The sequence below is a fragment of the Arthrobacter sp. FW305-BF8 genome, assembly GCF_021789315.1.
Classification (GTDB): Bacteria; Actinomycetota; Actinomycetes; order Actinomycetales; family Micrococcaceae; genus Arthrobacter.
In genome coordinates this window covers 3,191,021-3,217,885 of record NZ_CP084561.1, presented here as the reverse complement: position 1 = coordinate 3,217,885, position 26,865 = coordinate 3,191,021, and the positions used below count along the sequence as shown (strand labels likewise).

Sequence of the window (26,865 nt, the reverse complement as noted above, 5' to 3'; positions counted from 1 at the left end):
TAGGACCGGAAGAAGATATCTTTATCATCGCGGAGGCGGGCGTAAATCACGACGGTGACGTCGCCGTGGCACATGAACTCATCGATCTGGCGGCCGACACTGGCGCAAACGCGGTCAAGTTTCAAACGTTCAAACCTGAGGCGCTAGTCACCGGTTCGGCTGACACCACTCCCTATCAGAAGAAGGCCGGCTTCGCGGAGTCGCAGTCTGAGATGCTCGCCCGCCTTACACTTCCGGAAAGCGCTTGGTCCGAGCTGCGCGATCATTGCACAGATCGTGGCATCACCTTCCTTTCGACTCCGTTCGACTACGACAGCGCCAAGATGCTTGCCGAGTTGGGCGTGCCAGGGCTCAAGATCGGGTCGGGTGAGCTCACCAACACCCCCTACCTTTCGGCAATCGCTGAATTTGGTATCCCCATGATCGTTTCAACCGGCATGGGTACGCTTTCGGAAATCGCTGCAGCGCTCGAAGCGACGGCTGCTGCGCCGGCCACCGTCCTGCTGCACTGTGTCTCGGCTTACCCGGCGCCCCTTGAAGAAGCCAACCTTCGGGCCATCCCGGCCCTGCGCAATGAGTTCGGAGTCGAGGTGGGCTGGTCGGACCATACTCCCGGATCTGTGACTGCCGTCGCCGCAACTGCACTCGGCTCAACGCTGCTCGAGAAACACATCACGACTGACAAGACCAGAAACGGGCCGGACCACTCAGCTTCGTTGGAGAAGGCAGAATTCGCTGATTATGTGCGTGCCGTTCGGGATGCCCACGCTTCCCTCGGTGACGGAAGGAAGCGCCGCATGCCTAGTGAAGAAGCCAATGCTGCACTGGTTCGCCGCTCCTACCACGCTGTCCGCGACATGGCCGCCGGTTCCGTGGTTAGTGCCGCCGATGTCGCCATCCTTCGTCCCGAAGGCGGGCTGACCCCGTCTTCGCTGGTAATTGGCCAAAAGACCTCCCGGGCAGTCAGCGCGGGGTCTCCGCTGACGGCTGAGGACCTGGATTAGGCATGCGGGTTCTCGCGTTTGCCGGTACGAGGGCGGACCTCTTCCCCCTCGGGCCGGTCCTCGTCGCCCTATCCGAAAACCCGGGCGTGGACCTGCACGTGGCTACGGCGATCGGGTTTCCAGACGGCACAGCGCTGGACAGACTGCTGGAGGCAGGACTCAGGCCGGGCAGTTTCATGCATCATGAGCTGGGGCTCTATTTGGCTGAGGCAACCGCTGCAGGACAGACGCAGGCCGGAGCCAGCCTGTCCTCGGCCACGGCTGAGCTCCTTCCTGCGGTTCAACCCGATGCGGTGGTGGTTCTCGGTGACCGGTGGGAGCTGCTTTATGTGCTTCCGCCCGTGGTGGTTAGCGGCATACGGCTCGTTCACCTGCATGGAGGCGAGGTGACGGAGGGAGCACTGGATGAAAGGGTGCGCCATGCCGTTACCAAGCTGGCAGACCAGCATTGTGTGAGCACTGCCGGTGCTGCTCGGCGCATCGCCCAGCTGGGCGAATCCGATCACCGCATCCACCAGACCGGCGCCCCCGGGCTGGACCGCTTCGCCAGCCCCGTGCCGCTCAGCGCAGAGGAGTTCCTGGCGGAGTTCGGCATTCCCCTGGTTCAGCCCTTGCTGATGGCCACCTATCATCCGCCCACAGCCGAAATGGGCACCAACGCAGGACCGCTGGCCCGGCAGGTTTTCGAGGAAACCTTGGCGCAGGCCGGGACCGCTATTCTCACGTATCCAGGTTTCGACGCCGGCCGCGAGGACATCGTCAAGGTGCTGCAGGACATTGAAGACCAGGGGTTGCCCGGCGTGATCGTACGGGAAAGCCTCGGTCCGCTGTACCCCCGTGTGATGGCCACCGTTCGGGCCCTGGTGGGAAACTCGTCCTCAGGGATCCTTGAAGCTGCGTCCTTCCACGTACCGGTCGTGAACATCGGCGACAGGCAGCGCGGACGGGAGTACGGAGCCAATGTCATCCAGTGCCGGGATGAGCGAGAAGAGATTCGCGCTAGTATTGAGAAGGCCCTGAGCCCGGACTTTGCTTTGATTTGCCGCGGCGTCGTCAACCCCTACGGAAATTCGCGTTCTGCCGCTCTGATCGAACGGGTTGTCGTCGATAGCCCGGCAACGGGACTGACCAAGGCCTTCATTGACCTACCGCTGGAGAACCGAATCTATGAGCATTGACGGACCGCTGAGAAACGTTTGCATCGGCCCAGAAGCTACCGTCCGCCAGGCCCTTGAGGCCATCGACCGTGGGGCCTCCGCCATCGCGCTCGTGACGGGCAATGACGGGCGGCTTCACGGTGTGATCACTGACGGCGACATTCGCCGGGGACTCCTGCGTGGCGCTGGCCTTGAATCCTCGATCCTGGAGTTCGCCAATGACCAGCCGCACGTAGTCACTCCGGACGTCACTCGGGCCGCCGTCCTCGACCTCATGCGCAGCTTGAGGATCAGCGAAGTTCCGGTGGTGGATGAGGCCGGGACGTTGGTTGGACTGCATACACTGACGGACATTGTCGGCCACAGGCCGCTGAGCAACATAGCCGTCATCATGGCCGGTGGTAAGGGTACCCGGCTTGGCGCGCTCACCAAGGACACGCCCAAGCCGCTGATGAAAGTGGCAGACCGGACCATCATTGAGTGGATCATCCTTGGCCTGGTGGAGTCGGGAATTACCAACATCTACATTTCCGTGGCATATCTGGCTGAGAAGATCGAGAACCATCTGGGCGACGGCTCGAAGCTGGGGTGCAAGATCAATTACTTGCACGAAGACCCCGAAAAGCCGCTAAACACCGCCGGCGCTCTCGGGCTCCTCTCCCGCCAGGTCCCGGAAATCAGCGAGCCGGTCATTGTTACTAACGCTGACCTCATGGTCCGCTATTCTGCCGCCGACCTGCTGGCGTTCCACAGCTCGAAGAAGGCTGCGGTGACCGTGGCGGCCCGCCCCTACACTCACCAGGTACCCTTCGGCGTACTGGAAATAGGCGACGGGCGTTCCATCACTTCGGTGGTCGAGAAGCCGACGGTGGAGTTCGAAATCAGTACCGGCATTTATGCGGTGTCACCTGAAGCCCTGGCGATGGTGCCTTACATGGAGCCCTTCTCCATGCCGGAGCTGGTCAAGGCTTGCATCGACAATTCCAAGAATGTGGCCGCGTGGCCCATAGAGTCCGACTGGATCGACGTCGGTACTCCCAAAGACCTAGCAACAGCGAAAGGCCAGTAACAGCTGTGAACTACGAAGACATAAAAGGCAAGACAGTAGTCGTCACGGGCGCCGACGGGTTTATCGGCAGCCACGTCACGCAGCGGCTGATTGCAGAGGGCGCTAACGTGCGCGCGCTCTGCGTCTACAACTCCAACGGCTCCTACGGCTGGCTCGATGACCTGACGCCGGCCGAGCGTGACGCGGTTGACCTTCAACTCGGCGACATCCGGGATTCAGAGTTCGTCTCGGACCTGGTCAAGGGCTCTGACGTTGTGCTGCACCTGGCGGCTTTGATCGCCATTCCCTACTCATACCAGGCACCCCGGTCATACGTTGAAACGAATGTTGTCGGTACTCTGAATGTTCTCGAAGGCGTGCGCCGCCACGGCGTCGGCCGTCTGGTGAACACGTCGACATCCGAGGTCTACGGCACCCCGAAGACCGTGCCGATCACGATCGACAATGAGCTGCGTGGCCAGTCGCCGTACAGTGCCACCAAGATCGCCGCTGACAAGCTGTGCGAGGCCTGGGCGAGCTCCTTTGAGACCCCCGTAGTAGTCCTGCGACCTTTCAACACCTACGGTCCGCGGCAATCCGCCCGCGCAGTCATCCCCACGGTTCTGCAGCAGATGGTGGCTGGCGCCGAGAAGATCCACCTCGGATCCCTCAGCCCGCGCCGCGACTTCACCTTTGTTTCTGACACTGCCGACGGATTCGTCAAAGCAGCCACCGCCGAAATCCCGCTCAAGGGACAGGTAATCCAGCTTGGCACGGGCTACGACGTCACGATCGGCGACCTAGTGGAAATGTCCGCCAAGGTGACAGGGTCGACGGCTGAGATCATCACCCAGGAGGAGCGTGTCCGCCCGGAGGCCAGCGAAGTCATGCACCTGCTCTCGGACCCGTCCCAGGCTCTGGCGGAACTCGGCTGGGCCCCGCAGGTGGGCCTTGAAGAAGGACTTCGCCAGACGGCCGAGTGGATCAAGGCCCGGGGCGTTGATGCGTCTGCGGCCGCTAAATACTCCCGCTAACGCCCGCTCGAAAGGCTTATTGTGACCCGCGTCCCCCTTGCTATTCCCAACATTGGTGCCCGTGAAGCGGAACTGGTGAACGAAGCCATCAGCAGCGGCTTCGTCTCGTCCGTGGGGCGGTTCGTCAGTGAGTTCGAAGACCGGTTCGCGCAGTATGTGGGTGCCAAGTATGCAGTGGCCTGTGCTTCCGGCACAGCGGCACTCCACATCGCCATGCGACTGGCCGGTGTACAGCCGGGGGACCTGGTTGCGGTTTCTGATTTCACCTTCATGGCCAGTTCCAATGCCGCCTCGTACCAGTTCGCCGAGCTTCTCCTCGTTGACGCAGAGGAGAATTCTTGGTGCATGGACGTCGACCTCCTTCGCTCGGAGCTGGAACGGCGTCAGGCAGCGGGGGAGAAGCTGCCCAAGGTAATCGAGATCGTGCACATCCTGGGACAGCCGGCAGATGCCGTAGCCGTCATGGAAGTCGCCCGGGATTACGGCATTACGGTTATTGAAGACGCGGCCGAGGCGCTTGGGGCAACGTGGACGTCAGGTCCTTTGGCTGGAAAGCACGTCGGAACTGTGGGCCACATGGGGGCGTTTTCCTTCAACGGCAACAAGATCATGACTACTGGCGGCGGCGGCATGTTCACCACCAACGACGAGGAGCTCGCCCGCAGGGCGAAACACCTGTCCACCCAGGCCCGCTTGCCCGACCGCGGTTACCTGCACGACGAGATCGGGTTCAACTACCGGCTGACCAACATTGCCGCTGCGCTGGGTGTGGCCCAACTTGAACGGCTGGACGACTTCGTCTCCACCAAGCGCGAAATTGCCAAGCGCTACAACGATGCCTTTGCCGGGACAGCCATCCAGACGCCGCCGGACCTGCCGGGCCAGCACTCCACATACTGGCTCTACTCGATTCAGGTGCCTGCTGACCGCGGACCGGGAGCCAGGGACCAGTTGCAGGATTTCCTCGCTGAGGTGGGTATTGAGTCCCGTTCGCTGTGGCGCCCGCTTCACATGCAGCCGCCGCTGACAAATGAGGCTCTCGTTGGAGGCAGCGTCGGGGAGTCCCTCTTCGCGAGAGGATTGTCCCTGCCATGCTCCACCGACCTGACGGCAGTGGATCAGAAGCGGGTTATCGATCGCGTCCATGAATGGCTCCAACTCGGCAGTGAGTAACCCCGTGCCAGAGAACGGCCCCGCTGAAGCCGCACCTGCGGCTCTCCGCACAGGACGAAATTCTTTGCTTTACCTGGCCGGCGCGCTCCTTCAGGGGCTCGGTATCTTCCTTGTTCAGCCCTTTGCCCTCCAGCTTCTTCAAAGCGATGCGAAATGGCAGGAGCTGTTCCTGTCAGTATCCATCATCCAGGTGGGAGTCGTGCTGGCGGCGGCGGGGCTGCCGCTGGCAATTACTAAGGCCTGGTTCGACGCCGGCGGTCCGGCTAAAGCGCGCGCGATCAGCGGCTTCATGACACTGGGCGGTCTCGTTCTGGGGGTACTGGCAGCCGGAATATGCCAGTTCGCCAGCGGTGGCGGTGGCGCTTCCACCAGTTTTTCCATTGCGCTTCTCGCTATGGGGCTGCAAGCCGGTGTCCTGGCTGCCCAAGCGATTTTGCGGGCTCAGGGGCGGGCAGCCATGTTCGTGGTTCTCAGCCTGATTTCGTCGATGGCGGCCTACATTGCCGGGCTCACCGCGATGCTTCTCTACGGTGCGGAAGCCAACATCTTCATGACCGGCTACGGCCTCATGGTTCTGGTCAGCGCACTTGTCGCCGCGTGGACAACAAAGCCGAGCTGGCCCCTGAGCTACCAGGGCGCCGTGAGGGAGGGCATCGCCATCGGGTTGCCCGTGCTTCCCCACACAGGAGCCCTCATGCTCCTGACCCAGGGTGCTGTTTTCCTCTTGGCTGTCACGGCGGCTGAAGGCGTGTCTGGCGACTATGGCAAGGTGCAGGTCTTCGTCCTCGGCACGATTACGCTCCTAGGTGCGCTGAACAATGCCTGGGTGCCGGCCCTGATGGCCGTGAAGGGCGCTGAACGGGTTGCCCGGTTACGCTCCACGATGCGGACGGCGAGCTTGGCCGGGTTGGGAATCGTCGTCGTCGCTTCGGCAGGGGCAAACCTCGTCACGCACATCATGGCCGGGGGCAAGGAGAGCCTGATCCCGGTAGCGCAGGTAATGCCACTCGTGGCCATGGGCTATCTGCTCTACCTGAACGCGTCAACCCTGCTATTCGCAGACAACACCACATGGTGGCTATCCGTTGTGACGCCTTTGGTTCTGGTGGTGGGGGCTGCCCTTGCCCTCGTGCCGGCGCTTGAGGGGAACCTTGTCGGAATGGCGGTCACCTCCGTCCTGACGTTCATGGTGTTGGGTGTCGCATATTTTGTGATCGTCCGACGGCGCGCGGCAGGCGGCTGGGCGCTTAAGATTTACGGTGCGTGCACCTTCGCCGCTGCCGCATACGTAGTTGTCCTGACACTTCTTCCCCGCAACATCTTCACCGGTGTGCTAACCGTCGCAGTTGTGGCTACGGCGCTGGCCGGCGGTGGCCTGACGTGGCGGCTCCTGTCCCGTCGTCGGCCACGGCCCGTCGGGACGAAAAAAGGGGACGGGACAAAGGACAGTCATAGGAGTGTGGTGAAGTGAGCCTGATCCGATTGGCTGCGTCATCCCCGAAGTCGGGGCCGGCGATTACTGCGCTCGCCGGCCTGATCTTCGTCGTCGTAGCTGTAGTACTCGGTCCAGGGGTGGTGTGGGCCGACACGGTCCAGTATCTCCGCATCGCATATACCCTCCAAGGCGTGCCGGTCGAGCAATCATGGCTGGATGCGTACACGCTATGGTGCCAGCACCCGTCGCGCCCGTACACAGGAACTCTCGATAACTGTATCTCGACGACCATGGCGGGACGGGGCCCCATCATTGGCTGGATCGACAGAAATGCGCAATACCAGGAGATCTTTTCTCCGCGAATCGGGTACCCGCTGCTGTCCATTCCATTGATGGCGCTCTTCGGCGACCGCGAGGGGCTGTGGATTGTGTCAGTAGCCGCCACCGCGATCGGCGGTCTGATCATGGCAAGAATAGCGCGACTTGTGGGACTGGGCCTGTTTTCCGCAACGGCAGTCCAAGTGGCGTTTTACGTCTTGCCTGTCAGCCTGCCTCACGGTGTGGCATTGCTGGCGGAGGCTGCAACCCTGACATCGGCTTTGGTCATGGCTCTTGGACTGGTCCACGTATTCAAAGGGTCGACGATTCGCGGAACAATCCTGGTGAGCGCCGGCCTTGCACTTGTATTCTTCTTCAAGTACTCATCCACGCTTCTCCTCAGCGTCAGCTTCCTGGCTGTCTGCCTCGGCCTTGTCCTGGTCAAGAGCTACCGCCAGCGACGCCAGGTCCGCTTGGCTGTCTTTGTCACCGCCGCCTGCGCAGTGGTGAGTCTGGGCGTGAATCGGCTCTTCGGGTTTCCGGGCCTTAGCCACAGTTTGCAGGACACCTTCACGGACCACTTCAGGCTTCCGCCCGTGGACGACCCCTATCTCCGTCTCCTCATGCTTGAGGGAGATTTCCTGTGGAAATTCATCTTGGCGCTCCCGGCTAATGCACTCTATGTGCTTGTGTTTGCCGCTGCCGTGACTGGCTACGTGCTGGCGCTGCGCGCCAAAGCGATCGGCCCGGAAGCCTGGGTGCTGGCGGGCCTGTCCCTCTACGGCGTCCTGAGCGTTGTGGCCCATCCTGTCTACTCCCAGGCGGAACGGCTGGGCTCAAGCCTGTGGGTTGGAGCGTCCTTGGGACTGGGGCTCCTTTTGGCGGAGGTCCGTTCGCGCCGGAAGGCGAGGCAGGCAGCTTCCGTTGACGTGCCGGCTACCGACTCGCTCTAGCGCAATACAGGCGGCCGGTCCATTGTCACCGGACGGTGACTCCCGACGTCGTCCACGTCATCGATCCGCCTTGGAAATAGACGGTGCGATATCCGCGGTAGGCGACGGCAGCGCTGGTCGGGTACCCGAGATTACCCTTTTGCCAGCCCGCAGACCGCCACGCACTCATGTACGGTTCGGTGACGGCGTGGGCTCCGGTGGTGGCGGACCAATAGATGTTGCCTTTGGCGAAGGGCTGGTAGCAGCCGTTGCCATAGAGCCCGCAGGTCACGGGGCCGGTGGGGTAGCCGATGGCGGGTTGGAAGCCGGCTTCTTGCCATCCGGTCCAGTAGGCGCCGGTGACGGCGTGGGCTCCGGTGGTGGCGGACCAATAGACGTTGCCTTTGGCGAAGGGCTGGTAGCAGCCGTTGCCATAGAGCCCGCAGGTCACGGGGCCGGTGGGGTAGCCGATGGCGGGTTGGAAGCCGGCTTCTTGCCAGCCGGTCCAGTAGGCGCCGGTGACGGCGTGGGCTCCGGTGGTGGGGGACCAGTAGATGTTGCCTTTGGTGAAGGGCTGGTAGCAGCCGTTGCCATAGAGCCCGCAGGTCACGGGGCCGGTGGGGTAGCCGATGGCGGGTTGGAAGCCGGCTTCTTGCCAGCCGATCCAGTAGGCGCCGGTGACGGCGTGGGCTCCGGTGGTGGGGGACCAGTAGATGTTGCCTTTGGTGAAGGGCTGGTAGCAGCCGTTGCCATAGAGCCCGCAGGTGACAGGGCCCGTGGGGTAGCCGAGACCTTCCTGCCAGCCGGCGTCCTTCCATCCGGTCCAGTAGGCTCCCGTTACGGCGTAGGCTCCGTTGGCCTCGGACCAGTAGAGGTTGCCTTTGGCGAAGGGCTGGTAGCAGCCGTTGCCGTAGAGTCCGCAGGTGACAGGGCCGGTGGGGTACCCGAGTCCCTGCTGCCAGCCGGCGTCCTTCCATCCGGTCCAGTAGGCTCCCGTTACAGCGTGCGCTCCGGTGGCGGCGGTCCAGTAGAGGTTGCCCTTGGTGAAGGGCTGGTAGCAGCCGTTGCCATACAGTCCGCACGTAACAGGAGCCGTAGGGTAGCCCAGCCCGTCCTGCCAGCCCGCCTCTTTCCACCCAGCCAGGTACGCAGTTGTGACGACGTGCGTGCCGACGCCAGGTGTGCGGTACGCTATCCCGCCTTCGAAGGCCTGGTGGCATGTCGTTGATGCGGGATCACCGTAGGGGCAGGTCACATCCCCGGTGGGGTAGCCGATCGCCTTTTGCCAGCCGGCATCACCCCAGGCCGTCCAAAAACTGCCGGTTACCGGGAAGGCTCCGGTGGCTGCATTCCAATAGATGGTGCCGTTGGCGTACGTGCGGTAGCAACCGCCGTTTATCAGGTTGCAGTTGTCTACAGAAGTCGTTGCGGCGCCGAGGGAACCAGTTGCCCCACCCATCGCAATCCACTTGCGCTCGATGGCTCCGCCGGAACTGCTCCCGGCCCGGGCGAAGGCCTTAAGTTGTTCCAGCGTGCCGTTCCAGACATTGGAGTCGCCGGCGAAAGGTCCTGTGCTGCTGTACTGCCAAATACTGTAGGTACTCCAGCTGGCGGGAATGGATCCCGCATTGTTGGTGGGGGTGCTTGGATAAGCGGCAACCCATAGGGGATAGTCACCAAAGCCTGTCGGATCACCCAGGCATTGTTTCCACCAGGAGGTGTTCGTGTAAATAGCCGGCAACCTGCCGGTGAGGGAACGCATGGTGTTGCCGAAGTCCCTGACCCAGGAAGTCAGCTGCGCCGGGGACATTCCGTAGCAGGTGTTCCCGAAATTGAACCCGTTGATGGTGCGGCCGGCGTAGGGATTGAACTCGAAATCCAGGACGGGGGGCATCGTCCAGCCGTCAGCTGTCCATCCTCCGCCGTTCCGCACGAAGTACCGCGCCTGGTCGGCACCTGATGACCAGTTTGGGATGGCAAAGTGGTACGCGCCCCGGACCATCCCCACATTTCGCGACCCTTGATACTGGGAACTGTAAGCCTCATTGACGTAGTAATTGCCTTCGGTGGCCTTCACGTAGGCGAACTTCGCACCCATATTCCACTGTTGCTGCCAATCGACACTCGCCTGGTGGCCGCTGACGTCCAGGCCCTTGATGCCGAACGTGGGGCTCCATGTCCCCTCCGTCGAAAGCGCTTCGGCCGAAAGCCGCTTTGCATCGGTGCCGGAGGCGGAGGCGGAAGAGGTGACGCGCGGCGAGCGCTGCCCCATCTCAGCTCCGCCGGCTCCGATGGCGGCTGCCATCGCCGCATTCCTGTCGTCGGTAGTCGGGGTATCCGGCGCCGGCGACGAGGGATTCTGCTGGGTTCTGCCGGCGTTGACCTCGGACATCGCCGGGGGAACAGCATAGACCGGGGCAGCGAGCCCGGGGCCTGCCATCAGCGCGACAGAGAGCAGTGCGAGACCGACGATGCGGACACGATGGCTATTGACGTGGATAAGGTTCCGCTTCATATTCCGCTCCGAAGCAATGGGCGCCATCGGAGCGCCGCATCTGGTTTGCAGCTCCAGTGAGTTCCGGGCTGAGACCTGAACTGTGAAGGTAGGACTGTGACGCGCACTACCCTAACACCAGTGTTAGCAATGGGGCGAGTGGTTCTGTTGGTACCAATGTTATTTTGCAGCTCGTGTTATCCACACTCAGTACGAAGGCTCTTGTTGTGGGCCGGCGCGCACCTTAGCTTTAACCCAGATGTACTGCCTCCGCTGGGGGCGGCAGTCGTTCGGGGGAATTCATGGATGCAGTACGCATTGTCGAGGATGAAGTGCGGGAGCTGATTCGTCGGCGGGGTCTCGATCCGTTGCACCAGGCAGCCGAGGTTAGGCGGCTCGTGGAAGCGGCCGTGACCGACTATGATGAGCGCGCCCTCATGGGGCCGCTCCCGCCGCTGGGGCCGCTGGAGTCAGCACGCCGGTTTGTCTTTGACGCGGTGGCCGGCTTCGGTGCCCTCCAACCGTTTCTGGACGATCCGGGCATTGAGGAAATTTGGATCAACGCGCCCACCGAAATCTATGTGGCCCGGAACGGCGAATCCGAACTCACATCCCTGAGCCTGACGGACCAGCAGGTCAGGGACCTCGTTGAACGGATGCTGAAGAGCTCGGGCCGGCGGCTGGACATCTCGTCACCCTTCGTGGACGCAGCACTGCCTGACGGATCGCGCCTACATGTGGTCATTCCCGATGTCACCAGACGCCACTGGGCAGTAAACATCCGTAAGTTTGTTGTGAAGGCGACCCGGCTGGATCATCTCGTGGAACTGGGCACACTGACCCCCCAGTCCGGGCGCTTCCTTGGCGCCGCTGTCGCGAGCGGACTCAACATCCTGGTGTCGGGCGCGACGCAGGCGGGGAAGACCACGCTGCTGAACTGCCTCGCTGCCAGCATCGGCAGCCGTGAGCGAGTCATTACGGTCGAGGAGATCTTCGAACTGCAGTTTCCGCTGCGCGATGTGGTCGGGCTGCAATGCCGGCAGCCGAACCTCGAAGGCGAAGGTGAGATACCGCTCCGCAGGCTCGTCAAGGAAGCCCTCCGCATGCGCCCTGACCGCCTGGTGGTGGGCGAGGTCCGCGAAGCAGAGAGCCTCGACATGCTGATCGCCCTCAACAGCGGGCTGCCGGGGATGTGCACCGTCCACGCCAATTCCGCACACGACGCCGTGACCAAGATGTGCACCTTGCCGCTGCTCGCCGGGGACAACATTTCCAGCGCGTTCGTGGTACCCACGGTGGCCTCGTGTATCGATCTGGTGGTTCACTGCAGCCGCCTTGCAAACGGGCGGAGGCAGGTGACGGAAATTCTCTCCCTGGGCAGGCGGGTCGAGAACGGAATCATCGAGTCCTCAATGATTTTCTCGACCATCGGCGGCCTGCTGGAACCGACGGCCAACACAATGCCGGCGGAGGAGAAATTCGCAAAAGCAGGTTATGAGGTCGCGGCCCTCTTGGACCCGCGCTGATGGCTGCGCTGCTGGGGGTCCTGGTAGGAGCCGGGCTGTTCCTCATCTGGTGGTCGGCCTGGGACGAGCCCCCTCGTCCCACGCGGGTACCGCGGACGAACCGTCTCCATGACCTGCTGATGTCTGCCGGAATTGAAAAGGTCACCGGTGCCGGTCTCATCGGCAGCTGCCTGGGACTTGGCGCCTTCGCGACGCTGGCCTTCTTCGCGGTTAGCAGGTCCTTGCCCATTTCGGTTTGCTTCGGCCTGTTCGCAGCCTGGCTTCCGGTGGCGGTGGTGAAATGGCGGGTCAAAAGGCGAAGCTCCGTCTTACGGAGGGTGTGGCCCGACGTCGTGGACCATCTGCGATCGGCCATCCGGGCCGGCTTGTCGCTGCCCGAAGCACTGATACAGCTGGGCGAAAAGGGGCCGGAGGAGCTCCGGCACGTATTTCGTGACTTCGGCTCGGACTACCGCTCGGGCGGCCAGTTCGACGCATCGCTGAACAGGCTCAAGGAACGGCTGGCGGACCCCGTAGCTGACCGCATCATCGAGGCACTTCGGCTAACCCGGGAGGTGGGCGGCTCCGATCTCGGCAAGCTGCTCGGGACCCTCGCCGAGTTCCTGCGCGAAAGTGCACGGACCCGGAGCGAGCTCGAAGCGCGGCAGTCGTGGACAGTCAACGCTGCCCGGCTGGCCGTCGCGGCGCCGTGGATCGTCATGCTGCTGCTGGTCAGCCGTCCGGAGGCTGTGGCTGCATACAACACGCCCATCGGGGCGGCCGTGCTGTTGGGAGGCCTGGTTGTCTCGCTGGTCTGCTATTCGGTCATGCTGAAGATAGGAGCCCTCCCAGAGGAAGAGAGGGTGCTGCGATGACCACCGTTCCAGCGGCTGCAATGGTCTGCGGTGCATTCCTGGGTGCTGGTCTGTGGCTCCTCCTTGTCAGGCTCCCATTCATGCGGTCCATCAGTTTCGTGGAACGAATCGAACCGCAACTCCGATCCCAAAACCTCGAATCGAGGCTCCTCCGGGCGGAGGAACGCGTTCTCACTCCTTTTGGTCCCCTCGAACGCATACTCCGCCCGCTGATCCGGGAAGCTACAGCCAAACTGGCCAGGTTCAACCTCGGCTCCGCCGCCCTCAGCAGAAGACTTGCGCAGGCACGCATCGACAAGTCGCCCTTGGACTTCCGGGCCCAGCAGCTCTTCTGGGGGCTCTGCGCATTCATTGCGGCTGTCAGCGTGGTAGTGCTGGCCGCGCTCTCTGGAAGATTCAGCCCTGTCCTGGCCGTGGCGGTCTCCCTCGGTAGCGCGATCGGCGGCTTCCTCTTCAGGGACTACTGGCTCGGGGTGCAGATCAAACGGCGGGAGGAGCGGATGCTGGCAGAATTCCCCAGCCTGGCAGAAATGATTGCGCTTGCTGTGGGCGCCGGGGAGAGTGCCACCGGTGCCCTCGACCGCGTGTGCAGGACCGCCCGGGGCGAGCTCTCCAAGGAATTCAGCAGGGTCCTGGCCGAAACCCGTGCGGGCAAGCCTCTGGTGGAAGCGCTTCAGGAATTTTCTGCACGCACCGACCTGGGGCCGCTCATCCGCTTTGTTGACGGCATCATCGTGGCGGTGGAACGCGGAACACCACTGGCCGAAGTCCTTAGGGCCCAGGCCCAGGACGTCCGGGACACGGCCAAGCGTGAGCTGATGGAGTCCGCCGGCAAGAAGGAGATCGCGATGATGGTGCCGCTTGTCTTCGGTGTGCTGCCCCTGACAGTGGTGTTTGCCGTGTTCCCCGGGATAGCCGCACTCAGCCTGAATTTTTGACGCCGCTGCTCCGGCAACCGCCGACAGTAGCCACATTCAACAAACGAAACAACTCCGAGAAAAGGGAAGCACATGACATTCATGGCCAGGCACGGACTTGCACTTGTCGCCGCAGTGGCGGCGCTGATCGGCTGCTCCTTGACCGCGGCCCCGCGGTCCCGGAAGACCTTCGCGGACCATCCTGAACGTGGGGATGTGCCCGGCTGGGTCATGATCACCCTGATGTCCGCGGTCCTTGTTGCCGCGCTGCTGGCCGTGGCAGGCCCGGCACTGGAAGCCATGTTCAACCAGGCGATGGACACGGTCGGAAAGTAGCCCGTGAACGAAACCGGTCCGGCCACTTCCGGACGCGAGCGCGGTGCTGCCGTTGTCGACTTTGTGCTCGTCGGCGCCCTGCTGACGATGTTTTTTGTCTCCATGATTCAGCTCGCGCTCATCCTGCACGTCCGGAACACACTTATCGACGCTGCGGCGTCCGGCGCCCGGCACGGAACCTTGGCCGACCGCAGCGCGGACGACGCCCGGCACCGCACCGGCGAGCTCATCGGCACGGCGCTCAATGCCGACTTTGCCCGCGACATTGAAACACGTGAAGTCGTGTTCCAAGGGCTGCGGACACTGGAGGTGACCGTCAGGGCCCCGCTGCCGGTCATCGGTCTAATCGGTCCGCGCGGAGGGCTGGAGGTCACCGGCCATGCCGCGATCACCGGCTGACCGCAGGCGGCGCCACTTCACCAAGCAATGTGCGGACAGGTTCCGAGAGGCTCTGTGCATCGGCCCCGGCGGTGCTTCAGTTCCGCTCGGCAGCTTCGCCGCCCAAGGCACCGCTGACCCCGGCAACGCGAGGGACGACGTCGGGCAACGGGGGAGTGCGGTCGTGGAGTTCACGTTCCTCGGACTGCTCCTCATGGTTCCCGTCGTGTACTTCATCATCACTGTCGGCCAGCTTCAGGGCGGCTCGTTCGCCGTGGTGGGCGCAGCGGACCAGGCGGCCAAGGTCTACGTGGCCCAGCCCGACGCACCGTCGGGCCGGGCAGCGGCAGAGCAGGCCACCATGGTGGCCCTTGCTGACTACGGCCATCCGGCCGGGAACGCCAGCGTCGAGATCCGCTGTGACTCTGGCGGTGACTGCACGGCGGCGGGGTCGGCAGTCACCGTCACCGTTCGGCTCACCGTGCCGCTGCCTTTCGCTCCCTTCGGGGAGGCAATGCGCCTCAACGCCGGCCAGCTCAGCGCTTCGGCCACCCAGGTTGTGGGCAGGTTCCGTTGACGCCTCCTGCAGCCAGTAGCCCCTCCGCCGGGCCAGCGCGAACCAGCCGCGATGAGGACGGGCAAATGACAGTCCTCATCATCGGGTTCGTCATGCTCGCCCTGCTGGTCAGCACCGTGGTCATGGCGGCGTCCAGCCTTTACATCGAGCACAAGAAACTCCTGTCGCTCGCGGACGGCGCCTCCGTGGCCGCCGCCGACTCCTACACGCTTGGCCAGGTGGAAACGGCCAGCGGCACTCCGTCGGCGCTTCTGAACGGTGACAGAGTCCGGAACGTCGCCGCCGATTATCTCAGCCGCAGCGGCGCTTTCGGGCGCGTCGACGGACTGGTCGTCGCAGCTGGAACAGGGACGCCGGACGGTTCCACCTCCGTCGTGGTCCTCAGCGCCACCGTGCACCCGCCGGTGGTCAATTTCCTCATCCCGGATGGCATAACCATTGCCGCCACGTCCACCGCGCGCTCGCGGCTGACCCGGTAGCCCAGGCCGCCGGTTCCACCGTCAGGCCGGTGAGGGCGGATAGCGTACGCTTAAACAACCATGGCTCAAATTGATTTTGCTGCAGAAATCCGCGCGCTGCGCGGCACCTATACCTCCATCGAAAAGGTCACCGATGTCGAGGCGCTCAAGGAAGAGATCGCAGAACTGAGCGAGCGGGCCGGCGAGCCGGACCTGTGGGATGACCCCGCGGCAGCCCAGGTGATTACCTCGCGGCTGTCGCACCGCCAATCCGAGCTGGAGCGGCTGAACACGCTGGTTTCCCGCATCGACGACCTTGAGGTGCTGGTGGAACTCGGCCAGGACGAGGACGACGCCGACTCCATGGGGGAGGCTGAGGCGGAGCTTGAGTCCATCCGCAAGTCGCTGAAGGACCTCGAGGTCGTCACCCTGCTCTCCGGCGAGTACGACGAGCGCGAGGCCGTGGTGACTATCCGCTCCGGCGCCGGCGGCGTCGATGCCGCGGACTTCGCCGAGATGCTGCTGCGCATGTACCTGCGGTGGGCGGAGCGCCACGGCTACCCGACCACCGTCATGGACACCTCCTACGCGGAGGAGGCGGGCCTCAAGTCCGCCACCTTCGAGGTCAACGCGCCGTACGCGTTCGGCACGCTGAGCGTCGAGGCGGGAACACACCGGCTGGTCAGGATCAGCCCGTTCGACAACCAGGGCCGCCGGCAGACGTCCTTCGCTGCCGTGGAGGTCATTCCCCTCATCGAACAGACAGACTCCATTGACATCCCGGACAACGAAATCCGCGTGGACGTCTTCCGCTCTTCCGGCCCCGGCGGCCAGTCCGTCAACACCACCGACTCCGCCGTCCGGCTGACCCACATCCCCACCGGGACCGTGGTCTCCATGCAGAACGAGAAGTCGCAGCTGCAGAACCGCGCCGCCGCGATGAGGGTGCTCCAGTCGAGGCTCCTGCTGCTCAAGAAGGAGCAGGAGGACGCGGAGAAGAAGGCATTCGCGGGCGACGTCAAGGCATCCTGGGGCGACCAGATGCGTTCCTACGTCTTGAACCCGTACCAGATGGTCAAGGACCTCCGGACCGAGCACGAAGTGGGAAACACCACGGCCGTGCTGGACGGCGCCATTGACGACTTCATCGAAGCCGGGATCCGCTGGCGCACCGACAACCGCAACGCCGAACGCTAGACGCACCGCCCGGTCAAGGGACCTAATCCCGCGACACGCCCCTCTGACTCCCGCCTGAGCACGGTGGCCCGTGCGTATAGTCGAGAGGCCGGAGCTCTTCTTCCCCCTAGAGAAAGCCCCCGCGCCGGTTGCAGACCATGCCCATAAAGCCGTGTCCTGCAGGGTTTTAGGGTCATGATCCGTTTCGAAAATGTCACCAAGGTCTACGACCAGAAAGCCAGGCCCGCCCTGGATTCTGTCAGCCTTGAAATTGACCGTGGTGAATTCGCCTTCCTCGTCGGCGCGTCGGGATCCGGCAAGTCCACGTTCCTGCGCCTGGTCCTCAAGGAAGACCGCGCCACCTCCGGGACGGTCCACGTGGCCGGCCAGAACGTCGCCAACATTTCCAGCTGGCGCGTGCCCCGCCTCCGCCGCGGAATCGGCGTGGTGTTCCAGGACTTCCGCCTGCTGCCGCAGAAGAACGTCTTCGCCAATGTCGCCTTCGCCATGCAGGTCATCGGCAAGAGCCGCAGCGTCATCCGCGATACAGTCCCTGAGGTGCTCAAGACCGTAGGCCTGGAGGGCAAAGAGAAGCGCATGCCGCACGAGCTCTCCGGCGGTGAGCAGCAGCGCGTGGCCATTGCCCGCGCCGTAGTCAACCGCCCCGGCATTCTGCTGGCCGACGAGCCCACCGGCAACCTGGACCCCACGACGTCCATGGGCATCATGGGCGTCCTGGACAAGATCAACCAGAATGGCACCACAGTGGTCATGGCCACCCACGACGACGACATCGTCAATGAGATGCGCAAGCGCGTCGTGGAACTCAAGAACGGCAAAGTCATCCGCGACGAAGCCCGTGCCCTCTACACGTCGATGATGCCTGTGGTCGGCCAGTCCCGAAGGCTCAGGGACGCCAGCGGACGCGATGAGGCCGCGGACTCCGGCGGCCAGGCTGCCCGCGAACAGGCGGCCGGCGAACAGGCAGCGCGCGAGCAGGCAAGGGAGGGCCGGCTGTGAGGCTCCAGTTCATCCTCGGCGAGATCGGCGGCGGCCTGCGACGCAACCTGTCGATGGTCGTCTCCGTCATCCTGGTGACCTTCGTGTCCCTGACCTTCGTGGGCGCCGCCGGTATGCTCCAGCTCCAGATCAACCAGATGAAAGGCTACTGGTACGACAAGGTCCAGGTGGCCATCTTCCTGTGCGGGGAAGGGTCGACGGCGGCCGGCTGCGCCTCGGGACCGGTGACGGCGGAACAGCAGGACAACGTGCGGACCCTGCTGGAATCGCCGGCGGTGGCCCAGTACGTCAATGATTTCCAGTTCGAATCCAAGGACGACGCCTACAAGCACTTCAAGGAGCAGTTCTCGAACTCTCCGATCGTGGATTCAGTCACTCCGGACCAGCTTCCCGCCTCATTCCGGATCAACATGAAGGACCCGGAAAAGTACCAGATCATCAGCGAGACGTTCTCCTCGCAGCCGGGCGTCGAAACTGTCATCGACCAGCGGCAGGTCCTGGAGCGGCTCTTCTCCGTGATGAACGCGGCGTCCCTCGTCGCAGTCATCATCGCCGGCGTAATGACGGTGTGCGCCATCCTGCTCATCGCCACCACAATCCGGCTTTCGGCGTTCAGCCGGCGGCGGGAGACCGGCATCATGCGGCTCGTGGGCGCGTCAAAGACAGTGATCCAGCTGCCCTTCATCCTGGAGGGCGTGATTGCCGCGGTGATCGGGGCCGCCCTCGCGTCCGGAACACTGTGGGCCGTGGCCCACTTCTTCCTGGGCGAGTACCTGTCCAAGCAGTATCCGGATACGGCGTTCATCTCGCCGGCGCAGACGCTGCTCCTCGCCCCGGCGCTCGTCGGGCTGGGTGTTGTCCTGGCGGGTACTTCATCTCTGCTCACGCTGCGCCGATACTTGAGGGTGTAGGCCATGCTCATCGAAGGAATGCCCATGACCAGTTCCGGCAGGCCCGTGCGACGAAGCCCGGGCGGGCGCCAGCGCAGGGTTCTTAGTGCCGCCGTGGCACTGGTGCTGGCCGCGAGCCTGGGGGCGTCGGCTCCTGCCGCCTTTGCAGGCGACCTTGAAGACCAGCAGGCCGCCCTGAAAGCCGAAGCTGCCCGCGTCCAGCAGTCGCTCGAATTCGTCGACGCAAAGATTTCCAAAGCTGTCGGCGACCTGGTGATCTACCGGGGCCAGCTTCCGGCCGCGCAGCAGGCGCTGCTCGAGGCCCAGGGTCGGGTGGCCAGCGCCGTCAAGGAAGTGGAGGCCCTCGCTGCCAGGGTGGATCTGGCCCAGCAGAACAAGGCCAAGATCACCCAGCAGCTGGATGCAGACAAGCAGAAGATCGCCAGCACGAAGAAGCTGATCGGCCAGATCGCGACGCAGGCGTACAAGTCCGGCGGCGTTCCGTCTGACCTCACCCTGTTCTTCGGTTCCAACAACACGGGCAGCCTCACCGACACGATGGACATGGCCGACCAGGCATTGCGCAGCCAGAACTCCGCAATGGACAAGCTCACGCAGCAGAACGCCACCAACGTAAACTCGCAAGCACGCCTGCAGGCGGTCGAAGCCGAGATCAGGGACCTGAAGGCCAAGGCCGATGCGGCGCTGGCCAAAGAGAAGGCCGCCCGCGACGAGGCCGCCGACAAGAAGGCCAAGGTGGACAAGCTCATCGCCGACACCACCCGCCTGAACAACGAACTCGAGGCGGCCAGGCCCGGAATCCAGAAGAAGCTGGCTGGCGTCAAGGCACGCCAGGACGCCGTCGCCGCCGAAATCAAAGAGCGTGACCGCAGGCTGCGCGAGGCGTGGCTCGCCGAACAGCGGCGGATCGCCGCCGCTGCCGCCGCGGCGGCGAAGGCCAAGGGGGAGCAGCCCCCGCCTTACGTGCCGCCCGTGACCGGCCCGCCGTCGGCCTTTGGCCTCCGCCACCCGTTCCCCGGCAGCGTACCCATCACCTCCGGTTTTGGATGGCGGGCGACGCCGCCCGGCACCATCGATTTCTACGGTGCCGGCGGCTACATGCACACGGGCATTGACTTCGGTGCCGCTTGCGGCACCCCGGTCTACGCGGCGGCGGCCGGTGAAGTGTTCTCAGCCGGCTGGGCGGACGACGGCGGCGGAAACAACGTTAAGATCTCGCACGGCGTGGTCCAGGGCAACTCGCTGACGACGATCTACTACCACAACACCAGTGTGGTGGTCTCGCCCGGCCAGCAGGTCAGCCAGGGCCAGCTCATCGCATACTCGGGCACCACAGGAAACTCCACCGGCTGCCACTCCCACTTTGAGACCTGGCTGAACGGTGAAGCTGTCGACCCGATGCGCCTGCTCTGACCAGGGCAGGCAGTGGGGGAAGCGGCAACCTGCCGGCGCCGGCCCGCCGGTGCACCTGCCGTAGAATAGTAAGACTTTGTTCCGGTGCCGCCGGGACAGTCAGTACCGAGAACTGAGGAGTTGAACCGTGCCCAAAGAAAGTGGCCGAAAAGTCGTGGCCACCAACCGGAAGGCCCGGCACGACTACCACGTCATGGACACCTACGAGGCCGGCATCGCTCTCATGGGGACCGAGGTCAAGTCCCTCCGCGAAGGCCACGCTTCCATGGTCGACGGGTTCTGCACGTTCTATAACGACGAACTCTGGATGGAGGGCATCCACATCCCTGAGTACAACCAGGGAAGCTGGACCAACCACGCAGCACGCCGGCGGCGGAAACTCCTGCTGCACCGCGAGGAACTCATCAAGATCTCGCACAAAATCCGCGAATCCGGCTTCACCATTGTGCCACTGCAGCTGTACTTCGTGGACGGCCGCGCCAAGGTGGAAATCGGCATCGCGCGGGGTAAGAAGGATTACGACAAGCGCCAGACTCTGCGCGAGCAGCAGGACAAGCGCGAGGCCCTCCGCGTCATGCGGGAACGCAACCGGCGCTAGGACGGAAAGGCCGACGCGCGGTACTTCGGCTGGAATCAATAACCGCCCCGATGCGTTATGCTAGATAGTCCGGCAGGGATCTGGTCCAGAACCTATGCTCCGCCGGTTTGGTAACAAAATACGGGGATGATCGGTTTCGACGATGTTAGTCGCGACAGGTGAAGCGGGCCGAGGATGCAGAATTATCTCGTAAACGCTGTCTGCAAACCAATAAGTGCCGAATCTAAGCGCACTGACTTCGCTCTTGCTGCCTAAGCAGTAAGACAGTCCGTCAGCCCGAGGTTGCTATCGCCCCGGATCCTGGCGTCATTTAGATAGCCACTGCTGTTTGCTCCTGTCATCGGAGTAAACGGGACTTTTAGATGACTGGGCCCGGATCAGCCGCCTGTTTGCAGGACGGCTGGGGCCGAGAAAATCCGACGCAAACTGCGCCCGGAGAAGCCCTGACAACACGACATCGGACGGGGGTTCAATTCCCCCCATCTCCACCAAACCCCGTTACCCAACGGGGAATGCCCGGACCTCGGTCCGGGCATTCCTTGTTTAAAGCGTTATGCCCCTTGCCGTTCACCCACGGCGTAGCCCGTACGGGACTACCCGCCCTCCCTGTGGGGTTGTGACAGGTATCACGAATCCGGCGATTCCAAACCAGCGGTAGGGAGGCATGCCATGTCCACGGCGGCTGCAAACGAACCAGATCCCGTCGACGACGGCGCGGCCCTGGACTCTTACTCAACCACGGTCATCAGCGTGGCCAAGACCGTCACGCCCCATGTGGCCGCCATCGAGATGACGGGGAACCGCCGCAACGGACGGTTCCGGGTCGGCGCCGGGTCCGCGGTCCTGTTCACCGAGGACGGCTACCTGCTGACCAACGCCCACGTGGTGGCCGGCACCCAGAAGGGCCGCGCCGTCTTCGCTGACGGCTCCGGCACGGACCTTGAAGTGGTGGGCGCGGATCCGTTGTCCGATCTTGCAGTGGTCCGGGGCCGCGCCCCGCATGTCGCTCCTGCGGAGTTCGGGGACGCCGAGTCACTGCAGGTGGGGCAGCTGGTGATTGCCGTCGGAAACCCGCTGGGACTCTCGGGCTCGGTGACGGCAGGTGTGGTCAGCGGACTGGGACGCGCCATCCCTGTCTGGGCCGGACGCAACCGCAGGGTCATTGAGGATGTTATCCAGACCGACGCCGCCTTGAATGCCGGCAGTTCCGGCGGGGCACTGGCGGACTCCCGAAGCCGGATCGTGGGAATCAACACAGCGGTGGCGGGTGCCGGGCTGGGGCTGGCTGTTCCCATCAACAGGACATCGCGCCGGATCATTTCCGCGCTCCTGTCGGACGGCCGGGTCCGGCGCGCCTATCTCGGGGTGGTCAGCACCCCGATCCGCCTGGGCGCCAGCGAAGTGGTCCGCACAGGGCAGCGGGACGGGCTGCGCGTCGTGGAGGTGCTCTCCGGTTCCCCGGCGGAGCAGGCAGGTCTAAAGACCGGCGATGTGCTGCTGCGGGTAGGCTCCCGCGCCGTCAGCAATGCCGAGAGCCTTCAGAAACTCCTCTTCGCCGAGGCCATCGGCGTCCCGATGAACATAGCCGTGCTTCGTGACGGCCACTTAACCGACGTCGCGGCCGTCCCCGGCGAGATGGCGGACTGGGGATAGGCGGGCCGCGGATACACAGCCTGGGCACTGACTCAGGAGCCGGACACTAAACGGGGTGGCCAGGGAATTCTGGCCACCCCTGTCCGGCGGTGGTTGGGCAATCAGCGTTTCTTCAGATGCGCTACGGGGTCCACTGCTCCCTCATGCGGGGCCTTGGCCTTCTTGTCTGCGCGTTTCTGCTTGATGGTCTTGCCTGCTTTTTTCTGCTGTTGCTGGTGCGGCGATTTGTCCGGCATGGCGTGCTCCCTCGTCCGAGGGGCAGGAGGGTGCCCCTCCCTACGTAAATTACGCCTGTTTCAGCCCGAATGTAACTGCCCGGATCACCCGTCAACCCGTGACGTCGGCGATTCCCACAAACCTGGTGCCCACGCCGTCGAACTCGCTCCGTACGTATCCGGACGTGGGCGGGGGGACCTCGGACGGGCGGTGATGGTCGCACACGACGTACGTGAACTCCGGCCACCACTTCTTTGGCCGTGCCGCCTCCTCGTAACCGCAGACCGCGCAGACGAGGTGCACCCACACCGGCCGCTTCCCTGTCCGGTTGGCGCGGGACTGGACGAGCCACGCAGGCGGATTGTCCAGCAGTTCGCCCAGCTGGGCTTCGGTCAGAAGCTTGGGAATGCCGTGGCGCTGCGCCATTTCCAGTGGTACATCCAGGGCAATTGCCGCATCACGTCTGCTGATCATCCAGTCCACGATACGGTAAGTCATGAGCGATGCCAGCCAGACCACCGCGCCCACGCGCCTGCAGCGGCAGGTGCTGGCTGTCGCGATCGTGGCGTCTTTCATGGCGATCCTCGACAGCTTCGTGGTCAGCCTGGCGCTGCCCGCCATCGGCAGGGAACTCGGCGGCGGCCTCCGCGTCCAGCAGTGGGTAGTGGATGCCTACCTCCTGACGCTCGGGGCGCTCATTCTGGCGGCCGGCTCGCTCTCGGACCATTTCGGACGGGCGCGTGTCCTGCAGTGGGGGCTGGGCGGGTTTGCCCTCACCTCGGTCCTCTGCGGGGCAGCATGGACCGGTGAAATGCTGGTGGTCAGCCGCGGTCTTCAGGGAGTGGCCGGAGCACTCTTGGTGCCCAGTTCGCTCGCCCTGATCGTCAGCCACTTCGACAGCGGCGCCCAGGGGGCGGCCATCGGCAAATGGTCGGCGTGGACCAGCGCCGCCGCCATCGTGGCCCCCTTGATCGGCGGCGTATCAGTGGACCTGCTCTCGTGGCGGGTCATCTTCTTCGTCAACGTCCTGCCGGCGGCGGTCATCTGGCCCGTGCTGGCCAGGCTGCGCAAGGCCGACGCCGTCCCGGGCCCGGCCGGCAGCATCGATGTTGCCGGGGCGCTCCTGGCCGTCATCGCGCTTGGCGGACCAGTGTACGCGCTGATCGAGCAGGGGACTGCGGGCTGGGGCAGTCCGCAGGTCTGGCTGCCGCTGGCGGCGGGCCTCGCGGCCACGGTGCTGTTCCTCATCCATGAATCCCGGACGGCCGCGCCGCTCCTGCCCCTGGGCATGTTCACGGTCCGGAACTTCGGCTGGGGCAACATCGCCACCGCCGCGATCTACGGCGGCTTTTCCCTCGGGTTCTTTGTGCTGGGTATCTATATCCAGCAGGTCGGCGGCATGAAGGCGACCACCGCCGGCCTGGCACTGCTGCCCTCGACGGTGATCCTGATGCTGCTGGCATCGTTCTTTGGCGGCCTGGCCGGCAAGTACGGGCCGCGGTGGTTCATGACCGCCGGTCCGGTGCTGTGTGCGGCCGGATTCCTGCTGACGCTGTCCGTTGGCGGCCCCCTGAATTACTGGACCCAGGTCCTGCCCGGGCAGGTGGTCTTTGGCCTCGGCCTATCCATGACGGTGGCACCCCTGACGGCGGCCATCCTGGGATCAGTCCTTGAGAAGCAGGCCGGGGTGGGGTCAGCGGTCAACAATGCTGTTTCGAGGATCGCAGGCCTGGTCTGCATCGCCTTTGCGGGCTTCATCGTCGGTCCCGATCTGACGACGCCGGGCCTGCACCGCGCGCTGCTGGCCACCGCGGCGCTGCTGTTGCTGGGTGCCGCCTGCTCCGCCGTCGGAATCCGCAACCCGGTGCCCGCTAGCCGCCGTTGACCGCGATTCCCGCCGCGGCAGCAGCCAGCCCAAGCACCAAGTTGGCGAGGATGTTGGCGGCGGCGGCGAGGTAGCGCCGTTCGCTGGCCAGCCGCACCGTCGCAGTGGTCCAGGAACTGAACGTGGTCAGGCCGCCGGCGAACCCGGTGGCCAGGGCAGAGTGCCATTCGGGGCCGAACACCGCTGCGGCGCCCACGGACAGCCCGATCACGAACGAGCCGGCCACGTTGACCAGCAGGGTAGCCCAGGGCCAGTGCCGCCGCGGCGACGGGAAGCCGGCCAGCCAGCCATCCACGGCGAACCGGAGAAGGGCTCCGGCGATACCGAAAAGACCCACGAGGAGCGCCGTCACTGTCCAGCACCACGAGGAGCGCCGCGGAAGGCGCGGGGCGCGCCGAGTACCCTGCCCGTCCGCCATCCGGCGGCAGCCGCCGCCAGCCCCAGCAGGACGGAGAGTCCGAGGTAGATAAGGCCCGGGCCGGGCAGCCCGCTGCGGGTCAGCTGGTCAGTGGAAAATACGACGGCGGAGAAGGTGGTGAAGGAGCCCAGCACGCCCGGCCCGATTGCCGCACGGAGCCAGAACGCGGTCTGCGGCCGCGTGATCCAGATGGTGGTGAGGGCTGCCAGCACGAAGCTGCCGACGAGGTTAATGCCCAGCGTGGCCCACGGCAGCTCTCCCGCCTGGTCGGGGAACAGCAGGCCCAGCCCGTACCGGAGTTCGGTGCCGAGCAGGCCGCCGGCGGCCACGGCCGTCCAGACCCGCCACCCGTAGCCCGTCGTGGGGCCGGCGCCGGTGCTGCCGGCCAGGGGAGACCGCACCAGTGCCTACAGGCCGGCCATGCGGCAGCCGGGATGTGCGGAGTCGCTGTGGATCCAGAGCGCGGAGGCCACTTCGTCGGCGAGGTCGACGTCGCGGCTGGTCCCGGGGGAGCCGATGCGGACAACCAGCGCGCCGCCGAAGGGCTTGCGGCCGCGCACCTCGACATCGGCGTCGAGGTTGATCTTTTCGGCGGCAAGGTAGCGCAGCAGCTCCGGGTTCTCGTCGCTGATCCGGGTGATCCTGCCGGTGTGGCCGTCGTCGAGCTCGATCATCCGGTGGGCGGACGGCATCCGGACGGAACCGTCGGCCGAGGGGATGGGATCGCCGTGGGGGTCCCTGGACGGGTTGCCCAGCCGGGCTGCCAGCCTCTCAATGAACGTGTCCGAGACCGCATGTTCCAGCTGTTCGGCCTCGTCGTGGACTTCGTCCCAGCTGTACCCGAGGTCCGTGACCAGGTACGTCTCAATGAGCCGGTGCCGCCGGACCATGGAGAGGGCAAGCCGGACTCCCTGGGGCGTGAGCGTAATGGCGCTGTACGGCTTGTGCAGGACCAGGCCCTGGTCCTTGAGCTTGCGAACCATCTCGGAGACCGAGGAATTGGCCACGCCGAGGCGCTGTGCAAGCTGGGTGGACGTGATGGGCTTGTCCTGCCATTCCGTGAAGGAATAGATGACCTTAACGTAGTCCTCGATTGAGGAGGAGGGCGTACTGGTCTTCACAGCTTCAAGCCTACCTGCTGCCACCGGGGCGTTACGCCCTGACAGCCCGCCAGGTCTGGGTGAGGTAGGGGAGCTGCAGCAGTTCGCCCTCGGCATGCCCGAGGTGTTCGTGCAGGTACCAGGTCAGGTTGCCGGTCACCTTGGCGCGGGTGGCGTCGTTGGCCGCGAGGTAATAGCTGCGGGACTTGGCCAGTTCGAGGATGTCGTCCGGGGTGACCGGATCCTCCCACTGCGTCAGGTGGCTTTCCAGGGACGTGAATTCGGGGCCGATTTTGGGGCGGAAGTCGGGTTTGTGGACGTCGCCCGCGTGCATGATGCGGGACAGCCGGTGTACCCAAGGAACGGATGTGTCCAGCTGGTTCCAGATGAGGCCCAGCACCCCGTGCGGCTTGAGGATCCGGGAAATCTCGGTGCTGGCCAGCAGCGGGTCGCACCAGTGCCATGCCTGGGCAACGCTGACGACGTCGAACGCCGCCTCGGGCAGTCCGGTTGCCTCGGCGGTCCCTTCCAGAGCCTGCACCGCGGGGTAGGCACTGTTTCCAAAGACACGGCTGAGCTGCTCCAGCATGTCCACGGAAGGATCCACCGCGCTGACGCTCAGCCCGCGTTCCACCAGCAGTGCCGTGAATTTGCCGGTTCCGGCGCCGATGTCTGCGGCCGTGCGGGCCCCCGCCGGAATGAGCCAGTCCGCGGAATCAGCAGGGTAGCCGGGACGGACGCGGTGGTAGTGCTCGCCGCCGTCCTGGAAGCTCTGCCCAAGCTCCTGCCGCCGCCCGTGATGAAGTTTGGGACCGCCCCGTGCCACGCGCAGTC

The 26,865-nt window shown here is 64.4% G+C and carries 28 protein-coding genes and 1 other RNA gene; 22 read left to right on the top strand and 7 right to left on the bottom strand.

Features of this window, described 5'->3' with window-relative positions:
* Positions 1-65: 65 nt before the first annotated feature.
* The 7 genes from LFT45_RS14470 to LFT45_RS14440 are packed head-to-tail and all read left to right on the top strand — an operon-like array spanning position 66 to position 8,122.
* Positions 66-1,004: an N-acetylneuraminate synthase family protein gene (locus LFT45_RS14470; protein ID WP_236804085.1), complete on the top strand. Its 939-nt coding sequence runs from the start codon at positions 66-68 to the stop codon at positions 1,002-1,004.
* Positions 1,005-1,006: 2 nt separating this feature from the next.
* On the top strand, positions 1,007-2,182 hold the full coding sequence (gene neuC, locus LFT45_RS14465) for a UDP-N-acetylglucosamine 2-epimerase (protein WP_236804083.1): 1,176 nt from the start codon (positions 1,007-1,009) through the stop codon (positions 2,180-2,182).
* Positions 2,172-3,230: a nucleotidyltransferase family protein gene (locus LFT45_RS14460; RefSeq protein ID WP_236804081.1), complete on the top strand. Its 1,059-nt coding sequence runs from the start codon at positions 2,172-2,174 to the stop codon at positions 3,228-3,230. Before neuC ends, LFT45_RS14460 begins: the two co-directional genes overlap by 11 nt.
* Positions 3,231-3,235: 5 nt before the next feature.
* Positions 3,236-4,243 (top strand): SDR family NAD(P)-dependent oxidoreductase, encoded by a 1,008-nt coding sequence (locus LFT45_RS14455; protein WP_236804079.1) that lies wholly within the window; start codon positions 3,236-3,238, stop codon positions 4,241-4,243.
* A gap of 21 nt (positions 4,244-4,264) precedes the next feature.
* Complete coding sequence (locus tag LFT45_RS14450; protein WP_236804078.1) at positions 4,265-5,416, top strand: aminotransferase class I/II-fold pyridoxal phosphate-dependent enzyme; 1,152 nt, start codon at positions 4,265-4,267, stop codon at positions 5,414-5,416.
* A 4-nt stretch (positions 5,417-5,420) separates the two neighbouring features.
* Positions 5,421-6,887 (top strand): lipopolysaccharide biosynthesis protein, encoded by a 1,467-nt coding sequence (locus LFT45_RS14445; protein WP_236804076.1) that lies wholly within the window; start codon positions 5,421-5,423, stop codon positions 6,885-6,887.
* Complete coding sequence (locus tag LFT45_RS14440; RefSeq protein ID WP_236804074.1) at positions 6,884-8,122, top strand: hypothetical protein; 1,239 nt, start codon at positions 6,884-6,886, stop codon at positions 8,120-8,122. The genes LFT45_RS14445 and LFT45_RS14440 overlap by 4 nt, the downstream gene beginning before the upstream one ends.
* 25 nt (positions 8,123-8,147) lie before the next feature.
* Here the strand turns inward: LFT45_RS14440 and LFT45_RS14435 are convergent, their stop codons facing one another.
* Positions 8,148-10,616, bottom strand: coding sequence for a GH25 family lysozyme (locus tag LFT45_RS14435; RefSeq protein ID WP_236804072.1), 2,469 nt, complete (start codon positions 10,614-10,616; stop codon positions 8,148-8,150).
* A gap of 281 nt (positions 10,617-10,897) precedes the next feature.
* On the opposite strand from LFT45_RS14435, the gene LFT45_RS14430 reads away from it, so the two are divergent.
* From LFT45_RS14430 to LFT45_RS14365, 14 genes are all read left to right on the top strand, one after another.
* Positions 10,898-12,121 (top strand): CpaF family protein, encoded by a 1,224-nt coding sequence (locus LFT45_RS14430; protein WP_236804070.1) that lies wholly within the window; start codon positions 10,898-10,900, stop codon positions 12,119-12,121.
* A complete protein-coding gene (locus LFT45_RS14425; protein ID WP_236804068.1) occupies positions 12,121-12,975 on the top strand; it encodes a type II secretion system F family protein in 855 nt (284 codons plus the stop codon). The genes LFT45_RS14430 and LFT45_RS14425 overlap by 1 nt, the downstream gene beginning before the upstream one ends.
* On the top strand, positions 12,972-13,913 hold the full coding sequence (locus LFT45_RS14420; RefSeq protein WP_236804066.1) for a type II secretion system F family protein: 942 nt from the start codon (positions 12,972-12,974) through the stop codon (positions 13,911-13,913). Before LFT45_RS14425 ends, LFT45_RS14420 begins: the two co-directional genes overlap by 4 nt.
* A gap of 81 nt (positions 13,914-13,994) precedes the next feature.
* Positions 13,995-14,228, top strand: coding sequence for a hypothetical protein (locus LFT45_RS14415; RefSeq protein WP_442863629.1), 234 nt, complete (start codon positions 13,995-13,997; stop codon positions 14,226-14,228).
* A 3-nt stretch (positions 14,229-14,231) separates the two neighbouring features.
* Positions 14,232-14,627 carry a TadE family protein gene (locus tag LFT45_RS14410; RefSeq protein WP_236804063.1) on the top strand — a complete coding sequence of 132 codons (396 nt, stop codon included), beginning with the start codon at positions 14,232-14,234 and terminating at the stop codon, positions 14,625-14,627.
* Positions 14,608-15,183: a hypothetical protein gene (locus LFT45_RS14405; RefSeq protein ID WP_236804061.1), complete on the top strand. Its 576-nt coding sequence runs from the start codon at positions 14,608-14,610 to the stop codon at positions 15,181-15,183. Before LFT45_RS14410 ends, LFT45_RS14405 begins: the two co-directional genes overlap by 20 nt.
* Before the next feature lie 65 nt (positions 15,184-15,248).
* On the top strand, positions 15,249-15,662 hold the full coding sequence (locus LFT45_RS14400) for a pilus assembly protein TadG-related protein (RefSeq protein WP_236804059.1): 414 nt from the start codon (positions 15,249-15,251) through the stop codon (positions 15,660-15,662).
* Between the two features lie 60 nt (positions 15,663-15,722).
* Entirely contained in the window at positions 15,723-16,838 is a 1,116-nt protein-coding gene (gene prfB / locus LFT45_RS14395; RefSeq protein WP_236804057.1) for a peptide chain release factor 2, read from the top strand.
* A gap of 174 nt (positions 16,839-17,012) precedes the next feature.
* A complete protein-coding gene (ftsE, locus tag LFT45_RS14390) occupies positions 17,013-17,837 on the top strand; it encodes a cell division ATP-binding protein FtsE (protein WP_236804055.1) in 825 nt (274 codons plus the stop codon).
* Positions 17,834-18,748 (top strand): permease-like cell division protein FtsX, encoded by a 915-nt coding sequence (ftsX, locus tag LFT45_RS14385; RefSeq protein ID WP_102972019.1) that lies wholly within the window; start codon positions 17,834-17,836, stop codon positions 18,746-18,748. The genes ftsE and ftsX overlap by 4 nt, the downstream gene beginning before the upstream one ends.
* 24 nt (positions 18,749-18,772) lie before the next feature.
* The gene (locus tag LFT45_RS14380) at positions 18,773-20,161 is read left to right on the top strand and encodes a M23 family metallopeptidase (protein WP_236804053.1); all 1,389 of its coding nucleotides are present in this window, start codon (positions 18,773-18,775) and stop codon (positions 20,159-20,161) included.
* A 127-nt stretch (positions 20,162-20,288) separates the two neighbouring features.
* Complete coding sequence (gene smpB, locus LFT45_RS14375) at positions 20,289-20,759, top strand: SsrA-binding protein SmpB (protein WP_003804881.1); 471 nt, start codon at positions 20,289-20,291, stop codon at positions 20,757-20,759.
* A gap of 122 nt (positions 20,760-20,881) precedes the next feature.
* Positions 20,882-21,250, top strand: a transfer-messenger RNA (tmRNA) gene (gene ssrA, locus LFT45_RS14370).
* Positions 21,251-21,428: 178 nt separating this feature from the next.
* The gene (locus LFT45_RS14365) at positions 21,429-22,412 is read left to right on the top strand and encodes a S1C family serine protease (RefSeq protein WP_236804052.1); all 984 of its coding nucleotides are present in this window, start codon (positions 21,429-21,431) and stop codon (positions 22,410-22,412) included.
* A 101-nt stretch (positions 22,413-22,513) separates the two neighbouring features.
* Here the strand turns inward: LFT45_RS14365 and LFT45_RS23290 are convergent, their stop codons facing one another.
* Positions 22,514-22,648, bottom strand: coding sequence for a hypothetical protein (locus LFT45_RS23290; protein ID WP_262982881.1), 135 nt, complete (start codon positions 22,646-22,648; stop codon positions 22,514-22,516).
* 91 nt (positions 22,649-22,739) lie between these two features.
* Positions 22,740-23,102: a hypothetical protein gene (locus LFT45_RS14360; protein ID WP_236809359.1), complete on the bottom strand. Its 363-nt coding sequence runs from the start codon at positions 23,100-23,102 to the stop codon at positions 22,740-22,742.
* A gap of 22 nt (positions 23,103-23,124) precedes the next feature.
* Between LFT45_RS14360 and LFT45_RS14355 the strand changes: the two genes are divergently transcribed.
* On the top strand, positions 23,125-24,513 hold the full coding sequence (locus tag LFT45_RS14355; protein ID WP_236804050.1) for an MFS transporter: 1,389 nt from the start codon (positions 23,125-23,127) through the stop codon (positions 24,511-24,513).
* Here LFT45_RS14355 and LFT45_RS14350 read toward each other — a convergent pair.
* Genes LFT45_RS14350 through LFT45_RS14335 form a run of 4 tightly spaced genes read right to left on the bottom strand, consistent with a single transcriptional unit; the run spans position 24,500 to position 26,857 of the window.
* Positions 24,500-24,865, bottom strand: a complete 366-nt coding sequence (locus LFT45_RS14350; protein WP_236804047.1) for a fluoride efflux transporter FluC — start codon at positions 24,863-24,865, stop codon at positions 24,500-24,502. The genes LFT45_RS14355 and LFT45_RS14350 overlap by 14 nt on opposite strands.
* A complete protein-coding gene (locus LFT45_RS14345) occupies positions 24,862-25,332 on the bottom strand; it encodes a fluoride efflux transporter FluC (protein WP_236804045.1) in 471 nt (156 codons plus the stop codon). Before LFT45_RS14345 ends, LFT45_RS14350 begins: the two co-directional genes overlap by 4 nt.
* 6 nt (positions 25,333-25,338) lie before the next feature.
* On the bottom strand, positions 25,339-26,052 hold the full coding sequence (locus LFT45_RS14340; protein ID WP_236804043.1) for a metal-dependent transcriptional regulator: 714 nt from the start codon (positions 26,050-26,052) through the stop codon (positions 25,339-25,341).
* Positions 26,053-26,083: 31 nt separating this feature from the next.
* Positions 26,084-26,857 (bottom strand): class I SAM-dependent methyltransferase, encoded by a 774-nt coding sequence (locus tag LFT45_RS14335; RefSeq protein WP_236804041.1) that lies wholly within the window; start codon positions 26,855-26,857, stop codon positions 26,084-26,086.
* Positions 26,858-26,865: the final 8 nt, after the last annotated feature.

Excerpts from the sequence above, each read along its gene's own strand:
- neuC (WP_236804083.1), top strand. The coding sequence starts at position 1,007 with ATGCGGGTTCTCGCGTTTGCCGGTACGAGGGCGGACCTCTTCCCCCTC.
- LFT45_RS14460 (WP_236804081.1), top strand. The coding sequence starts at position 2,172 with ATGAGCATTGACGGACCGCTGAGAAACGTTTGCATCGGCCCAGAAGCT.
- LFT45_RS14435 (WP_236804072.1), bottom strand. The coding sequence starts at position 10,616 with ATGAAGCGGAACCTTATCCACGTCAATAGCCATCGTGTCCGCATCGTC.
- LFT45_RS14430 (WP_236804070.1), top strand. The coding sequence starts at position 10,898 with ATGGATGCAGTACGCATTGTCGAGGATGAAGTGCGGGAGCTGATTCGT.
- LFT45_RS14425 (WP_236804068.1), top strand. The coding sequence starts at position 12,121 with ATGGCTGCGCTGCTGGGGGTCCTGGTAGGAGCCGGGCTGTTCCTCATC.
- LFT45_RS14420 (WP_236804066.1), top strand. The coding sequence starts at position 12,972 with ATGACCACCGTTCCAGCGGCTGCAATGGTCTGCGGTGCATTCCTGGGT.
- LFT45_RS14415 (WP_442863629.1), top strand. The coding sequence starts at position 13,995 with ATGGCCAGGCACGGACTTGCACTTGTCGCCGCAGTGGCGGCGCTGATC.
- LFT45_RS14405 (WP_236804061.1), top strand. The coding sequence starts at position 14,608 with ATGCCGCGATCACCGGCTGACCGCAGGCGGCGCCACTTCACCAAGCAA.
- LFT45_RS14400 (WP_236804059.1), top strand. The coding sequence starts at position 15,249 with ATGACAGTCCTCATCATCGGGTTCGTCATGCTCGCCCTGCTGGTCAGC.
- prfB (WP_236804057.1), top strand. The coding sequence starts at position 15,723 with ATGGCTCAAATTGATTTTGCTGCAGAAATCCGCGCGCTGCGCGGCACC.
- ftsE (WP_236804055.1), top strand. The coding sequence starts at position 17,013 with ATGATCCGTTTCGAAAATGTCACCAAGGTCTACGACCAGAAAGCCAGG.
- LFT45_RS14380 (WP_236804053.1), top strand. The coding sequence starts at position 18,773 with ATGACCAGTTCCGGCAGGCCCGTGCGACGAAGCCCGGGCGGGCGCCAG.
- LFT45_RS14365 (WP_236804052.1), top strand. The coding sequence starts at position 21,429 with ATGTCCACGGCGGCTGCAAACGAACCAGATCCCGTCGACGACGGCGCG.
- LFT45_RS23290 (WP_262982881.1), bottom strand. The coding sequence starts at position 22,648 with ATGCCGGACAAATCGCCGCACCAGCAACAGCAGAAAAAAGCAGGCAAG.
- LFT45_RS14360 (WP_236809359.1), bottom strand. The coding sequence starts at position 23,102 with ATGATCAGCAGACGTGATGCGGCAATTGCCCTGGATGTACCACTGGAA.
- LFT45_RS14355 (WP_236804050.1), top strand. The coding sequence starts at position 23,125 with ATGAGCGATGCCAGCCAGACCACCGCGCCCACGCGCCTGCAGCGGCAG.